We start from the raw sequence: 15,203 nt of genomic DNA on the forward strand, positions 1-15,203 counted from the left end.
TGTGAGATTTATTAAATGCTATTTATTTTCTATCGGTCACGCATCCCTCAGATGCAGTAGATACCAGTTGGCTGTACTTTTTGAGTGTACCCTGAAGATGGGAAATATCCTTGTTCTTCCATGATTTCCTTCTGATTTCCAGTTCCTCTTCACTTAAATCACAGCTGATACTATGTGTTTCGGCATCTATGGTGATCACATCCCCATCTTGTAACAAACCTATAGGACCTCCCGAAAAAGCTTCTGGTGTAATATGACCTACTACAAAACCATGCGTACCACCTGAAAATCTGCCATCAGTGATAAGTGCCACATCAGACCCCAATCCGGCACCTATGATCATAGAAGTGGGTTTTAACATTTCAGGCATGCCAGGACCACCTTTGGGCCCTACGTACCGGATGACGACTACTTCTCCTTTTTGGACCAGGTTGCTGCTTATGGCATTATTGGCTTCTTGCTCGCTATCAAATACCTTAGCTTTACCTGTAAATGATTGACCTTCTTTACCGGAAATTTTGGCTACAGATCCTTCAGGGGCTAAGTTGCCGTGAAGGATGCATAGATGCCCGCTCTTTTGAAGAGGGCTTTCTAGCGGGTGAATGACATTTACTTTAGAGGGTGTGACAGGGGATACGTTTTCTAGATTTTCAGCAACTGTTTTTCCTGTGACAGTTACACAGTCCCCATGCAGTAGCCCTTCATTATAAAGGTATTTCATAAAGGCAGGCAAGCCCCCCTGATGGTGCAGGTCTTCCATTAAGAAAGTACCACTGGGTTTAAAATCACCCACTACAGGTGTTTCATCATTGATTCTTTTGAAATCAGCCAAAGTAAATGGAACATCAGCTGTACGCGCAATCGCCAATAAGTGAAGCACCGCATTGGTGCTTCCACCCAGTGCGACCACTACCCTGACGGCATTCTCTAAACTTTTTTGGGTGATGATGTCTTTTGGTTTTATATTTTGATCTAGGAGGATCTCTAGGTAGGAGGCTGCATCGAAACACTCGCGGGTTTTCTCTGCAGATTTTGCGGGATTACTGGCACTGTAGGGGAGCGACATGCCCATCGCTTCAATGGCTGAGGACATGGTATTGGCAGTGTACATTCCGCCGCAGGCCCCCGCCCCGGGACAGGCGGCCCTTATCACACCCTCGTAATCTTCATCAGTCAACACACCTTTTACCCGTTTACCATAAGCTTCAAATGCACTTACGATATTCAGCTTTTCTCCCTTATAATTTCCCGAACTTATCGTGCCCCCATATACTAATATGGCTGGCCTGTTTATCCTAAGCATTCCCATGATAGCTCCAGGCATATTTTTATCGCAGCCCGCTACCGCTACCACACCGTCAAATGAATGACCTAAAATAAAAGATTCTATGGAATCGGCTATAATTTCACGGGATGGCAAACTATAGTGCATGCCTGCAGTACCCATGGATATGCCATCACTTATGCCTATCGTATTAAATACCAGTCCTGTAAGATTCTGAACAGTCATACCATCTTTGATGAGATTGGCAAAATCATTCAAGTGCATGTTACAAGGATTGCTTTCATAGCCACAACTGGCTATACCGATAAATGGCTGCTTTAGCTTTTGGTCCGTAAGCCCAGTGGCATATAGCATCGCCTTACCGGCAGGATGGGCATCGTTATCACTTACTTCCCAACTATGTTTTTTTAGGTTATTCATTGAATTTTAGCGATTGGATATAAAAAAAAGTGCCTTTCACGTAGGAGGCACTTTATTGATTGAGTAAATACAATAGGTTAGCGCCTCATCGGGTATCGAAGAGAATAATCAGAAAAAAAATGACGGTAGGGCTGATTTTATTGGTGACGCTTGACATATCATTGTTAGCTAATAGGTAATAGAACAGTACAATTTTAAGCATTCCTATCCATAGAAACAATATTTTATATCAATTTTAGTAATGTTATTAAAATATTAAGTATACTAACTAATATTTATTTAAAATTTAATACAATCAATTACTATTTTTTCAAAATAATAAAATTTAAAATTAAAGAATACAACGATTGCACAGAATATTATTTTATTTTAAACATTCACATAAATTTCACTCACTTTAAACCAAAAAGGTAATGTCTGGGTGATTTTTTTGTAAAAATTCCAATTTTTAGCCATAAAAACCTTAACTGAAAAAAAATATCACTTTTTACCTCAGCATATTTTCTTAGTTTTATAAAAAAATTTGCTTCTATGATATTATTTCCAAATGCCAAAATCAATCTGGGACTACACGTTAAAGCTAAAAGAAAAGATGGCTACCACGAGATAGAGACCTGCATGTATCCCATTCCGCTTTTTGATGCATTGGAAATGATTATCGATAAAAAGACTACATTCAATGCAAGTGGCTTGCCTATCCCAGGCAATGAAAAAGACAACCTTATTTTTAAAGCATTAAAATTGATCAGAAAAGATTTTAACGAACTTCCACATGTCAATATCCACCTGCATAAAAAAATTCCAATGGGGGCAGGACTCGGAGGAGGCTCTGCAGATGGTGCATTTGCCTTGAAACTATACAATAACCTCTTCGATCTTTATTTGGAAGACTGGTTTTTGGAAGATTATGCTGCTCAGCTGGGAAGTGATTGCCCTTTCTTCATAGAAAACACTCCCAAGATTGCCTCAGGTAGAGGAGAAATACTGGAAGTGACCGATGTAGATCTTAAAGGAAAATGGATCATGTTGGTCAATCCCATGCTTCATATCGGGACTAAAGAAGCATATGCAGGTCTGACTCCCCAGGACCCTGCCAAATCGCTCAAAGAAATATTACCTGATACTAGTCTCTGGCGTGAATACCTGGTCAATGATTTTGAACAAAGCATTTTTAAAATTCACCCTCAACTCGACAAACTTAAAACACAACTATATCATAAAGGCGCATTCTATGCCGCCATGTCAGGATCCGGATCCACAATATATGGATTATACGATGAAGAGCCGGAGACGGGAGGTTTAGATGAGGGTTATTGGGTATTTAAAGCAGAAATGAAGTAAGCTGTAGATTGATCACAGTATGCACCGAAGGGATAAATCTTATGCTGGGGCAAACTTCAGTGATCCTTTTTTTAACTTATATTCAGTTTAATCCTATCTGCTATTTCAGCCAGTTCCTCCTCTTCCAACTTCAGCTTTGGCCTGGTAAAATTAATATCATCCATTGTATTGAGCGGCACCAGGTGGATGTGTACATGGGGGACTTCCAGTCCTATCACCGCTACACCTACACGGGTACATTTGATGGTTTTGTCTATGGCTTTGGCCACTCTTTTAGAAAAAACATGAAGACCTGCCAAAAGCTGATCATCCATATCAAAAATATAACTGATCTCCTGTTTAGGTACCACCAGTACATGTCCTCTCACCAAGGGCATGATATCTAAAAATGCTATATAATGATCATCCTCAGCTATAATGTAACCGGGAATCTCTCTATTGATTATCTTAGTAAATATAGAAGCCATAGCATAAAAATAAAAAAAACCCGGCTGACTGACAACCGGGAACATGATTAATTAATAATTGATCTCAAGAACCTCAAATTCTACCATTCCTGCAGGAGCATTGATCTGTGCGATCTCACCTACTTTTTTGCCTATTAATCCTTTACCAAAAGGTGAGGCCAAAGATATTTTATTTGCCTTTAGATCAGCTTCCTCTTCGGACACCAAGGTATAGGCTACGGTCATACCGTTTTTTACATTTTTGATTTTCACAGTGCTAAGTATGCCTACTTTAGAAGTATCCATCTTTGAATTATCTAAGATACGTGCGTTTCCTACCACCTCTTCCAATTTGGATATTTTCAGTTCTAACAAGCCCTGAGCATCCTTTGCAGCATCATATTCGGCATTTTCACTTAGATCACCTTTGTCCCTAGCTTCAGCGATCTGCTTGGCGATATCATGTCTGCCTTTAGTCTTTAGTTCCTGAAGCTCATCCTTAAGTCTCTTAAGGCCTTCCTCTGTGTAGTATTGTATTTGTCCCATGTTCTTAAAATTACTATGGCTATGTAAAATAAAAGAACGGTCTCATTGCTGAAACCGCCTTTCATATAATGTCTTGTATTTTTCTTATTGCAAAGGTAAAGTAATAGTAACGATTAAGCAATTATAAGGTTTAAAAAGAAAGGTCACGCCTCCTTTTTACCATTCTTCTTTTATTAATACATCACCAAAATATGGAAAAAAATCAGTTGAATCATTTGACAACCTACAATCCCAAGATTGCTCCACAGGGATCAAAATCCATATCATTATGAAGTAATTTATAATTGCTTTCATCTGTTTACAATTGGTTTACTAATGGTCAGATGGAATCTCGCATCGTCATAATTATACTAGTGAGTGATGCTCAAAGTCATGCTCGATTTGAATACAGAATGGTGCTATTATAATACCTATTGTTTTTCTTACTGTAATGCCTTGTCTCCTTAAGACATGGTAATTTTCTTTAGCAATAATTAAAAGTTCCATATAGCACAAGGAGAAAAATGGAAGTTCATACATGACATGGTTCACTTTTTGAAAATCTGTCTCACTTTTAATTCTCTATTAGAATCATTTGTCCAAACGCATTTGATCCAGATCACCTTCCCATTTAATTTTACCTCTTAGATTTTTTATCTTTTCTTGATGATTTAATAAAATAAATAATTTCAACCCTTCTTCTACTTTTGCTTTCTTATTTTGATGACCAGAAACTTTCATAGCCTCCTCCATTAATTTATCATCTATTTGGATATTCGTCCTCATGATGTGTCTGTTTCTAATCAATATACACATACAATTTCTTAATCTCAAATTGAATGAACTTCCACTTCAAAAAGAAAAATTAACACTCACTAAAACCTGTCTGGGCCTTAGCAAAAAGGTCTGCTGACGTATCATAAAGGCATCTGCGGTAAAAGTCCCAAAGTTATTATTGTTCAGTATATTTTGGGCATGCAGAATCACATCCCACTTGGTTTTGGCTATACGGTTACGATAGCGCAGATCCACAAAATGTGTCATTTCCCGGTTGGACGCCAATGTGTTGTCATAGTACTCCCAGACCACAGATAGCAAGTGGTCCTGGAGAGGAAAAACATCAAGCTCTGCCACCTGTTTGAACTGCTGGATGCTGCCCAATTCCCGTTCAGCTACTTGGGTTGCTATCAGGTTTAGATTTGCTTTATAACTTAGATTAACGGTGGTCTTGGGATTTATACTGAGTTCAAAGCCTGGACCCAACATTTGAAATCTGATATCCGAAAGTCTTTCATTAATAATTTGCTGATTGCTCCTTTTTTGATAATTACCAGTTAGGGTTATATTGGTAAAAAGCATAGGTATATATTTACTGGCCCGCAGATTTACAGCATGGTTTTCTCCCCTATTAGCCATATCCAGGGCACGATAGATGACATCACCTGATGACAACACCTGATTTTCCATGATGGTATTATAATCTAAGAGAGAATAGGCATAATTCATAGTGGCAAAAAAAGAATTGATAGGGTCCCTATAATTCAAAGCATAATTTAGACTGTGGTTCAAGACTTCGGGAACTGATGTTGCTCTTTGTTGCATCACCCTAAAATTTCTCAGTACAAATCCATAATGAAGATCCTGAATTCCTTTGAACTCATTTTTTCTTCTCAACCTGATACTTGTATTCCATTTGCCGGAAAGCTGGTATTTGGCAAATAGCTGTGGCTCGAAGACCACTCTGCCCAAAGTCTGACGCTGGGCAAATGCAGGATCTTCCACATCAACGAATAAATAACTTACCGGTAAATCTATATTCAGGTTAAGGGCGTCCGTTTTCAGAGAGAATTTTGACTGGAGGTAGGACCGGATCTGCTGATAGGTAATATCATTCACAAAGGGGACTTCCTGTATTATAGTTTCGCCTCCCTCCTGCGCTTCCAGAGTGCTTTCCATGCCATCCCTCTGATAAATCAGTCCGCCAGTGCCACTATAAGACCAGCGTTTTGGTAAGCCCTTGGTAAACCCAATTGAATTGTTGGTGTACAGGGAATTATAATCCAGGCCCTGAACCAGACTTTCGGAAACCGCTCCATCAGAAATCAGATTTTCAAAGCCACCGGGACTTACCGACAGCTCCTGATGGGTCCTGCGGTAGGATATAATAGATTTGATATCCAGCAGCTGACGGCCTATCGGCTTGATCGAATGAAAATTATTGGATAGAGACAGCAGGGGCAGATTTGCCTTTTGATTTCTGGGCTGGTTGTTCAGCTGCGTCAGTCCAAATTCCACATTGTTCTGTACATTTACCTGAAGCCTGTTTTTCATATAAGATTTCTTCACATTTCTGATCCAGGAAAGTTCTGCATCCAGATCGCGGGTAAGGTAGCGGTTTTGATTGGCTTCAAAAATCCTCACCGTATCCATAGGCAGAAAAAATGTGGTTTGTACCTGTCCTATCTGACGCTGGCTGTCATGCAAATACGATATATTGGTTCTGAAATCGGTTTGGTCAGGATTACGCGTCAGCACATTGGCTGATACCAGATGGCTCTGATTGAAAAGGAAACGTTCAGGATGGATATTGGGAGCAAAAAGTTTGGGCACACCAAACCATGGATTAAAATTGTCCTGGCTCCCTACTTTCTCCTGCAGATCATCCAGGGTAAGGACATTCAGTTCGCTGGCGATATCCTTACCGGCATTATTGGACTGTACCGTATTGATCATCTGAAGATTGTTTCTGAACATCATGGGGCTGAATTTGCCGTCATACAGCAAAGGGGAAGCCCCCAAGCCCATATTACCTGTCCCCACCCAGACATTCTTCTTTTTCAGCTTCAGGTTTAAAGAAGCCCGATCGGAAAAAACCAGACTGTCCAGCACCCGCAGCGGCTGATGGTTTTCCAGTACCTGTACCGACTCCACCGCATCGGCGGGAAGGTTTTTATTGGCCAGGTTATACTTGCCTTCGAGGAGATCCATCCCCTCAATATAAAATTTCTGTATTCCCCTTCCTTCGTAAAGAATGGTACCGTTTTCCAGCACCTCTATGCCCGGAAGCCGTTTCAGGATATCGGCTATTACCCGGTCATTTGGCGTGGCAAAACCTTCTACGGAATAACTAATCGTATCATTTTTGGCAGAAACAGGATTTTTAATTGATTCTAAGGTAAATTCAGGAATTTCTTGAACTGCTTCTTCCAGTTCAATAAGTAAAGTTTGAGACTTATTACCTATCTTCATTTGATACTCTAGAGTAATAAGTGAACGAAACAACAAAACTAAGCTATCATTATCTGCTTGTATTTTAATCGAAAATTTTCCATTTTCGTCTGTAATACCATATGAAATGGTAGAAAAATTTTCTGGATTCTTTATAATAATATTTATACCAAAATTGGAAGATGAAGTTGGACTTTCCTTAATTTCAATCTTTCCAGATATAATTGACTGAGCTAATATATTAGAATTTAGTAATAGTAAGTTAAAAATAATTACAAAATAAATTAATCTTAAATTGCTCATTAAGTATTTTAATGCTCCCGTTCTATAAAATTTAATTTCTTCCTATATCTTACATCAACAGCATTAGCTATTTCCTTATCATTAATGTTCATATTTGTTTGAGCCAACTTTTGAGAAGCGTTGAGATAAAACTCTTTTCTTAATTTTAAAAAATCCTTCTCATTCGTTTTAATTGGTTTCTTTACTAAATATGGTGTAAGGGGAATTTTTATATCATTTTTAATTTTAAATAGAGAAAATTTATAATGACCTTCAGAATCTTCTATTGTAATAATTAATCCCGGCAACCCATTAAAAATATATGGTCCTTCATTCAAGGGAATTTCTTCTGTAAACCAAGCTTCCCATTTTCTACCTCCATACACTGTACTGGCTTTCTGAACCTGAAACCCAAATAATTCTTGTTTTTCTCCCAATATTTCCCACTGAATATCTATCGAATTTCTTTCATACATATACTGATCCGGTATTACCTTATCATATATTGTAATGAATTTTTTTTCTTTTACAATTTGAAAATTATGGCTGGAACTGGGAATTTGCTTTTTAATTTCATTAAATTCGTTAAAACTAGTTCCAATACTCGAATGATGGTTTACTAAAGAATCTTGTCGATATTTATTATAGGTTTTAAATAAACTACTTTGATCTCTTATCAATAGGATAGTTAAAGTTTTTTTTACTTCATCAAGCTGAGACAAATCGGGAATGTAATTCATTTCATAAAAAACTGCAAGATTTGAACTTAGTTCTTTACTATTCTGGGCGTAAAGTATATGTAAAGTAATAAAAAAAAGAATTATAGTATTGAAAATTTTCATCTTTAAATATTTAATATTAAATAAGGAAGGCTAAACCACGGTTAGCCTTCCTTACATTGCATTGTAATCTATCTTTTAAGAACATCCCAAAATTTCTTCCCAATCAGAATGCTGATCATTTAATTCATCTAAAGTATCTCCACATACCACTACTGTAATATCACAGGCTGATGCTGTTACACATCCCTCAAAATCCTCTTCTTGTATATTTGAAGAAGAGAATCCATAAGTAGCTCCTACAAAAGCAAAACATAATGTTAAAGCAAATTTCCTTTTCATTTTTTTATTGGTTAAGTTAAAATAAATAAAATGAATAATAATGGCCATCAATTATCTTATTACAAGAAAGAAAGAAAGAAAGAAAGAAAGAAAGAAGCAAGGAATTAGTTAAATATTTTAATAAATAGTTTAAAAACAAGTAACCCTTCGTAATGAACCGGTTATGAGATATCGTGAGAGTATTTGTCAATAACTATTATAAGGTATATTACAAATTACTTCACAAAGCACATCCAACTCCAATTGGTTGTTTTTCTTGTTATATCGTTCCTGCACATCCTTAGCCTGACTTTTATCATTTAAAGTCACTCCGCCCATTGCCATCCGCCCCACTACGTTAGCATTAAAATCATGCTGGGCCTTATGAAATTGTGATTTTGTGGTAGTGATGGTTTTTCTGTGCGTAACATAGTCCACATTTACTGACTTTTTTTCTACCTTGGTAAATTTAAAATTATAATGATTACGGGTATCTCTTAATTTAACAATCAAGCCTGGAAGATTTCCAAAAATATAAGGACCATCGTTAATAGGAATTTCCTCTGCAAACCAGGCTTCATAATCCCGTCCTCCATAAGAAGTAATTGCTTTTTGAGTTTTGAATCCCATATGCTCGTCAAATTCATTTTTTATCGTCCATTCTATCTTTGCCAATTGATCCTCAAAAATCAAATAATCAGGGTAGACCCGGTCTACATATTTGTATCTGTCCTTATTCCAGTCTTTGATAATTACATAAGAAAATTGGGGCTTTTGAATTTGATTAACAAAAGGAATAACTTCATTAACATCCATTCGCTGTGCTTTAGCTATTTCTGTCAAAGAATCACGTTGAAACCCATAATAACTCTGATACCTGGATTTACCATTTACAGTAAAAAGCACCATCAAATCCTTACTTTTATCTTCGGGGTTTAATGAATCAGCAGAAAATTCGACTTCATAATAAAAGGCATAGTCTGAACCCTCTTCATTAGAAGGAAAAGTAAAAGAAATGCATAAAATAAGACTTAAGGAAAGTATAATTTTCATAATTTTATAAATGTCAAAACTGCATGCTGAAAGTTAATTGTTAACAGCATGCAGTTGAATTAGTTAATACCTTAATTTAATCAAGGACAGAAGACTGCATCTGCATCTAATGCTTGATCAAGAAAGAAAGAAAGAAAGGAAGAATCAAGAAATTAGTTATATATTTTGAAAAAATAGTTTGAAAATAATATCTCTTGATTATGAATTAGTTACTATACATCTTGGGCTTTATTAAATGCAAAATAAATTATTTGCTAGCAACATCTTCTAGATTTAGTTCATTTTATCAGTTTAGCCATTTTTGAATCATATTATCGGCTTCTTCTGATGTATATACCTTTCCATCTTAAACATCCTCTAGTACTTTTTCCACTGCTTCCCTTTCTTATGGATTTAACTTGTAGATAGCTTCCATTATTCACCTTCAATTTTGAAATCTCCTTTAAAATGGATTCATCAGTTATGACTGATATTTTCTCTATATTCATTGTTTTAAGGCCTGATGTTGAGATAGTTGTGTGATATTAATGTTATTCTTTCTATTGTGTAATAACGAATACTTTAATCCTTAAATGATGAAATTATTGACGGAACCCACTTCGAAATTCATCATTCGGAATTCGATATTAAATCATCCACGTTAAAAGAAGTCCGAATTTAGAATGTAGGATGATGAATGATGAAGTTAAAAAAACTACCACCCAATCCCATATTCCTCCCCGTGGTTACTACTGCCACCCCAGAAAGTGCCGCGCTTCCAGTTAAATCAGATGGCAATACCAAATTGTTAAATATTTGGTCTATAAAATTAGAAAAAAATCTAAAATATTAATCTTTTAGGGTCTTGCTTAGCATCCCACACTCTGAGGATTTGAATATTATCTTCGTTGTTTAAATAAAAAATTTTATAGTTTTTGACAATTTTTATCCTAATACCGGGTACCTCTGACTCCATTCCTATTTCCGGGAAATCTGATATAAGACTAGCAGCCTGAACAAAAAGCAAATCTAGTTTAATACTAAATTCTTCACTTTTAGTCCTCTCTATCCAATAATTATAAATATCAAATCGATCAACAATGGAAACCTTTGTCCATCTTACTTCTTTAGCCATTCTTTCATCATTTGAGCGGCTTCTTCAGATGTATATACTTCCCCCATTTTTATATCCTCTAAACCTTTATTTATGGCTTGCCTTTCTAAGGGAGTAAATTTATATTTCTCTTCCGTGTCAGATTCATGATTTACGAATCTTTCTATCTCTTCTAAAATAGTTTCATCTGTAATAGACGAGACCTTTTCTATAATCCGATTTTTTAATGCTGATGCTGACATAATTATTAATTTATATTGATGAATCTCTCTTGCTATAAAAACGGAGAATATGTTTTGTGGTTACCTTTTTTTTGATTTTGTAAATTTTGAAAACTATACTGTATGAATCTTTAAAACAAAGTTCCTATTTGACCTTATAATGGCTAAATACATTATTTTTTTTTACTTCATTTTTCGAAAATTCATCATTCGGAATTCGATATTAAATACTTTAAATAAAAAGAAGTCCTAATAATGAACGCTGAATGATGAAGTTTTAAAATCACCACCCAATCCCGTAATCCTCCCCGTGATTGCTGCTCCCGCCCCAGAAAGTGCCATGCTTCCAGTCAAACCAGATGGCATTGATAGGACCAGAAGTTCTTTCCTGAAAGTCCATCTTGTAGCCTCTTTTCTTTAGGTCTGCCCTTACCCATGGCGGGGTGTTTTCCTGTAGGGTGATGGCTCCCGGCTTACTTTCGTGGGCTCCAAAGGAGGACTGCATCTGGTAGCTGTTGATATTGGCAGCTTCGGCGGCCTGCTGTACGTTCATGTCAAACTCCACCACATTCAGAAAAAATTGGAGCAGGTTCTGGTCCTGGGTATCTCCTCCCTGTACGGCAAAAGATAGGAACGGCCTGCCATCTTTCAGGGCCATGCTTGGGGTGAGGGTTACTCTTGGTCTTTTGCCCGGCTCAAGGACATTGAAGGGATTAAGCTTTTCGTCCAGCACAAAGCTCTGCATCCGCTGGCTTAGACCGATACCGGTATTACCGGCGATCACAGCTGGTACCCAGCCTCCACTTGGCGTAATGGATACTACCCAGCCCTCGGCATCAGCAGCCTGTACGGTGGTGGTGCCCAGTAAAAATTCCTGTAGGAAAGGATCATCCAATCCTAATATGGGTTTTTCCGGTTCGTAATAGCTAAGGATATTTTCCCGCTTTTCCAGCAAGTGCTTAAAGGGATTGGTACCTCCCTGGAAGGGATAGGGATCACCGGGCCCTATGTCGGCCACATTTTTATTCTCTCTTATCAGCTTAGCCCTTTCACGGGCATATTCTTTGGAAAGCAATCCCTGCATGGGACTCTGTGGCTGAAAGGCAGGGTCACCATAGTAGAAATCCCGGTCAGCAAAGGCCAAACTCATTGCCTGATAGATCGTGTTGATATAGTTGGCAGAGTTATAACCCATCGCCTTGAGATCAAAATTCTCCAGGATATTCAGTGACTGCAAAAGTGCCGGTCCCTGTGTCCACTCCTGCATCTTGTAAACATCTATTCCCTTGTAGTTGACCTGTGTGGGCTGTTCGATTTTCACCTGCCAGTCCGCCAGGTCCTGCAATTCGAATAATCCGCCCTGCTCTTTTACACTTCTTACGATCTCTTCAGCTATATCTCCTGTATAGAATCGGTCATAGGCTAGCTGCAGGGCTTCTTTTCTACTCTTCCCGGCCTTTAATGCTTCTTGTTCGGTATCTACAAGCTTTTGTAGGGTCTGGTAAAGATCCTCTTGCACAAACAGTTCGCCTGCACTAGGAGCTTCTCTTTCTTCACCCTGATGGGGAAGAAAAACCGCTTTGGAATAAGGCCATTCTTTAATTTTATCCTTATTGCTTTCGATCTGGTTTGCCGTTTGGGCTTCAATCGGATAACCTTTGGCCATCTCGATGGCAGGTGCCAGTACATCCTTAAGGCTCATGGTGCCGTACTCCGCCAGCATGGTGATGATCCCCCCGAAAGTCCCAGGGGTAGTAGCAGCCAATGGGCCGAATTCCGGTGGGTACTCCATACCGTTTCCTTTATAAAAATCCACTGTAGCCCCTGATGGTGCCACCCCCATAGCATTGATTGCAAACACTTTCTTCTGTTGCGGATGATAAATCAGTGCCTGCGTCTCCCCACCCCAGCTGAGCACATCCCACATAGTACAGGTAGCGGCCAGCATAGCACATGCAGCATCCACGGCATTCCCCCCTTTCTGGAAAGTCATGGCACCAGCAGTGGCTGCTAAAGGCTTCCCGGTGATGGCCATCCAGTTTTTCCCGTGAATGACAGGCTTTTGGGTGGTCTGAGCAAAAAGATTAAAACAGCTAAATGTGACGATAAGGGTAAGAATTCTTTTCATAATAGGGAAAACAGGATAATAGATTACATATCAAAGCAGTAATATAGCACATGTAGCAGAAAAGTGGCCTTAAAATTTTACAAATGGTTATCCGCCACGAATCAAAACTCATCAAGATATCCTACATGAGGTCAATCTATCTGTGGTATTGGGTCAGCATTTTCAAATAGGCTATTATAATAACTAAAAACCCTGTACAATCCACTGACTTCTTTCTTATTAGGATTATTCTCTTTGATATACCGTGCCAGTTGTTTCTGTTTATCTTCCTCAAAAAGCTGAATCAGCTTCTTATGATTTCGGGGCACTTCAATAACCTGATCGTTTTGGATATAATAATAAACATCACGCTTTTTGATTTCATCATTTTTATTACCAATCATCAGAGCAGTGTTGTAATTAGATTTTTTGACGGTAGCTATGGTACGTCTCAAAAGGCTTAATTCACCGTCCACCAAAACTTCATAAAACCCGGTTACGGGGGCTCCTATTTCTTTTAAATCCATACCATTGATAAAATACCGGGGCACCCGGTGCAGAGAATCTACCCATACCAGATTATGAACCCTTAGTCCAGGGATGGTTTTTACCGTACCATCTTTTTGGGAAAGGATCTCAAAGTAATTACTGGCTATATTATACCTAACCCACTGGTCCAGTAGAATTTCTTCATTTTTATAAAGCATGAGGGAAGCCATGTTCCATTTATTATCCAGATAGTAGTTTCCCACCAAATGATTGGGTGCATCCGGTATGCCGAAGATCATATTTCCTCCCCGAAGATCAGGACGAGTGGTCATGGTATGTTGAATATTGGTGGCACGGATTGTTTTCTGTAGTGACGCTGTCTGCGCATTTACCGGATATAGGGATCCTATACGGCTATAAATGATTAGACATAACAGTAAAAAAAATTTTGGGACAGCCATAAACTATTGATTTACTTTTCAATATACTTTTTATTGTCGGTAAATCCATTCTTTGAGGATCAAAAAAAAATATTCTCCCAAGAAAAAACTAGATAAAACTTATGTTTTCGGGTTTTAAATGAGAACCTCTTAAAAAATATATTAATATGGCCAATATGAAAATCAATTCCTCTTGGTCCAACTTTTTAAACTTATTCTTTTATTGCATCATGCTGATCTTATCTACCAGTATTTTATTGATTTTTTCATAAGACTGGAACGTCCATCCGGCTACATGAGGAGTAAAAAGTACATTTTTTCTTTTGGAGAGTCTATCAAACGAAAGTTGCTGTGCCTGGGTCATTTTGCTGAACTTTTCATTTTCCAGTACATCAAGTACCGCACCTTTAATAATATTTTGCTGCAACGCCTCATTTAACGTATCAAATGAGACTACCTCTCCTCTGGAAGTATTGATAAAATAAATCTGCTTTTCAAATTTTGACAAAAGATTTATATCCAAAAACCCCCTAGTTTCGGGTGTGAGAGGTACATGGAGACTTAATATATCAGCTTGTTGGAAGATCTCTTCCCAAGAAGATGCTTTGGCATATGCATCATCATATCCTGATCTATATTTATCATAGGCCAATACATTCACATCAAAACCACTTAAACGCTTAGCAAATGCCTGGCCCATGTTTCCATATCCTATGATTCCCACCGTTTTTCCTGATAACTCCTCCCCCCTGTTTTCCTCTCTATTCCAGATCCCCTTTCGAACCTGCTGATCGGCTCTGCAAAAATGGTTAAACAATGCCAAAAGCATCCCCAGGGCATGTTCACCCACTGCATCACGGTTTCCTTCCGGAGCATGGAACAGCTGTATGCCTTTTTCTTCCAAATATTCAAGATCAATATTATCCAGACCTGCTCCGGCCCTTCCTATAAATTTGAGCTGTACGGCCTTCTCCAAAAGCGCCCTGTCCATGGGTATCTTCGACCGGATGATAAGCCCCTCATAATTACCAACTATATCTACAATCTCTTTTTTCTCTATCTCAGGACGATAATGCACCTCATGCTCCCTCTGTTCTAAAAGTGGTACAATGCTCTCATGCATTTCATCTATAATCAGAATTTTCATATTTCTTAATGATCAAATATTATTTT

Annotated in this window: 14 protein-coding genes; 1 reads left to right on the forward strand and 13 read right to left on the reverse strand. The window is 38.1% G+C overall.

Translation table 11 applies throughout. From position 1 onward, the window contains the following. Nucleotides 1-22 precede the first annotated feature (22 nt). Entirely contained in the window at nucleotides 23-1,705 is a 1,683-nt protein-coding gene (gene ilvD / locus EL17_RS05820; RefSeq protein ID WP_035071356.1) for a dihydroxy-acid dehydratase, read from the reverse strand. Nucleotides 1,706-2,236: 531 nt separating this feature from the next. Here ilvD and ispE point away from each other — a divergent pair. Then, nucleotides 2,237-3,046: a 4-(cytidine 5'-diphospho)-2-C-methyl-D-erythritol kinase gene (ispE, locus tag EL17_RS05825; RefSeq protein ID WP_035071358.1), complete on the forward strand. Its 810-nt coding sequence runs from the start codon at nucleotides 2,237-2,239 to the stop codon at nucleotides 3,044-3,046. Between the two features lie 71 nt (nucleotides 3,047-3,117). Here ispE and EL17_RS05830 read toward each other — a convergent pair whose 3' ends face one another. The 12 genes from EL17_RS05830 to EL17_RS05885 form a co-directional block, all read right to left on the reverse strand. Beyond that, complete coding sequence (locus EL17_RS05830) at nucleotides 3,118-3,513, reverse strand: HIT family protein (RefSeq protein ID WP_035072108.1); 396 nt, start codon at nucleotides 3,511-3,513, stop codon at nucleotides 3,118-3,120. Nucleotides 3,514-3,564: 51 nt separating this feature from the next. Beyond that, nucleotides 3,565-4,038, reverse strand: coding sequence for a transcription elongation factor GreA (greA, locus tag EL17_RS05835; RefSeq protein WP_035071360.1), 474 nt, complete (start codon nucleotides 4,036-4,038; stop codon nucleotides 3,565-3,567). Between the two features lie 570 nt (nucleotides 4,039-4,608). Then, nucleotides 4,609-4,803, reverse strand: coding sequence for a type II toxin-antitoxin system VapB family antitoxin (locus EL17_RS05840; protein WP_035071362.1), 195 nt, complete (start codon nucleotides 4,801-4,803; stop codon nucleotides 4,609-4,611). Between the two features lie 66 nt (nucleotides 4,804-4,869). After that, nucleotides 4,870-7,266, reverse strand: a complete 2,397-nt coding sequence (locus tag EL17_RS05845; RefSeq protein ID WP_164674966.1) for a hypothetical protein — start codon at nucleotides 7,264-7,266, stop codon at nucleotides 4,870-4,872. A gap of 290 nt (nucleotides 7,267-7,556) precedes the next feature. Next, nucleotides 7,557-8,369: a GLPGLI family protein gene (locus tag EL17_RS22540; RefSeq protein WP_051719825.1), complete on the reverse strand. Its 813-nt coding sequence runs from the start codon at nucleotides 8,367-8,369 to the stop codon at nucleotides 7,557-7,559. Nucleotides 8,370-8,444: 75 nt separating this feature from the next. After that, nucleotides 8,445-8,696: a hypothetical protein gene (locus EL17_RS05855; protein WP_035071366.1), complete on the reverse strand. Its 252-nt coding sequence runs from the start codon at nucleotides 8,694-8,696 to the stop codon at nucleotides 8,445-8,447. Between the two features lie 138 nt (nucleotides 8,697-8,834). Then, nucleotides 8,835-9,680, reverse strand: coding sequence for a GLPGLI family protein (locus EL17_RS05860; protein WP_035071368.1), 846 nt, complete (start codon nucleotides 9,678-9,680; stop codon nucleotides 8,835-8,837). An 820-nt stretch (nucleotides 9,681-10,500) separates the two neighbouring features. Continuing rightward, nucleotides 10,501-10,794: a type II toxin-antitoxin system RelE/ParE family toxin gene (locus EL17_RS05865; RefSeq protein WP_035071370.1), complete on the reverse strand. Its 294-nt coding sequence runs from the start codon at nucleotides 10,792-10,794 to the stop codon at nucleotides 10,501-10,503. After that, nucleotides 10,779-11,015, reverse strand: a complete 237-nt coding sequence (locus EL17_RS05870; RefSeq protein ID WP_035071372.1) for a hypothetical protein — start codon at nucleotides 11,013-11,015, stop codon at nucleotides 10,779-10,781. Before EL17_RS05870 ends, EL17_RS05865 begins: the two co-directional genes overlap by 16 nt. Nucleotides 11,016-11,277: 262 nt before the next feature. Continuing rightward, a complete protein-coding gene (locus tag EL17_RS05875; protein WP_035071374.1) occupies nucleotides 11,278-13,122 on the reverse strand; it encodes a gamma-glutamyltransferase family protein in 1,845 nt (614 codons plus the stop codon). A gap of 131 nt (nucleotides 13,123-13,253) precedes the next feature. Beyond that, nucleotides 13,254-14,051: a hypothetical protein gene (locus EL17_RS05880; RefSeq protein ID WP_051719826.1), complete on the reverse strand. Its 798-nt coding sequence runs from the start codon at nucleotides 14,049-14,051 to the stop codon at nucleotides 13,254-13,256. A gap of 199 nt (nucleotides 14,052-14,250) precedes the next feature. After that, a complete protein-coding gene (locus EL17_RS05885; RefSeq protein WP_035071376.1) occupies nucleotides 14,251-15,177 on the reverse strand; it encodes a 2-hydroxyacid dehydrogenase in 927 nt (308 codons plus the stop codon). Between the last annotated feature and the right edge of the window lie 26 nt (nucleotides 15,178-15,203).

Source organism: Anditalea andensis (assembly GCF_000714815.1).
Lineage (GTDB): Bacteria > Bacteroidota > Bacteroidia > Cytophagales > Cyclobacteriaceae > Anditalea > Anditalea andensis.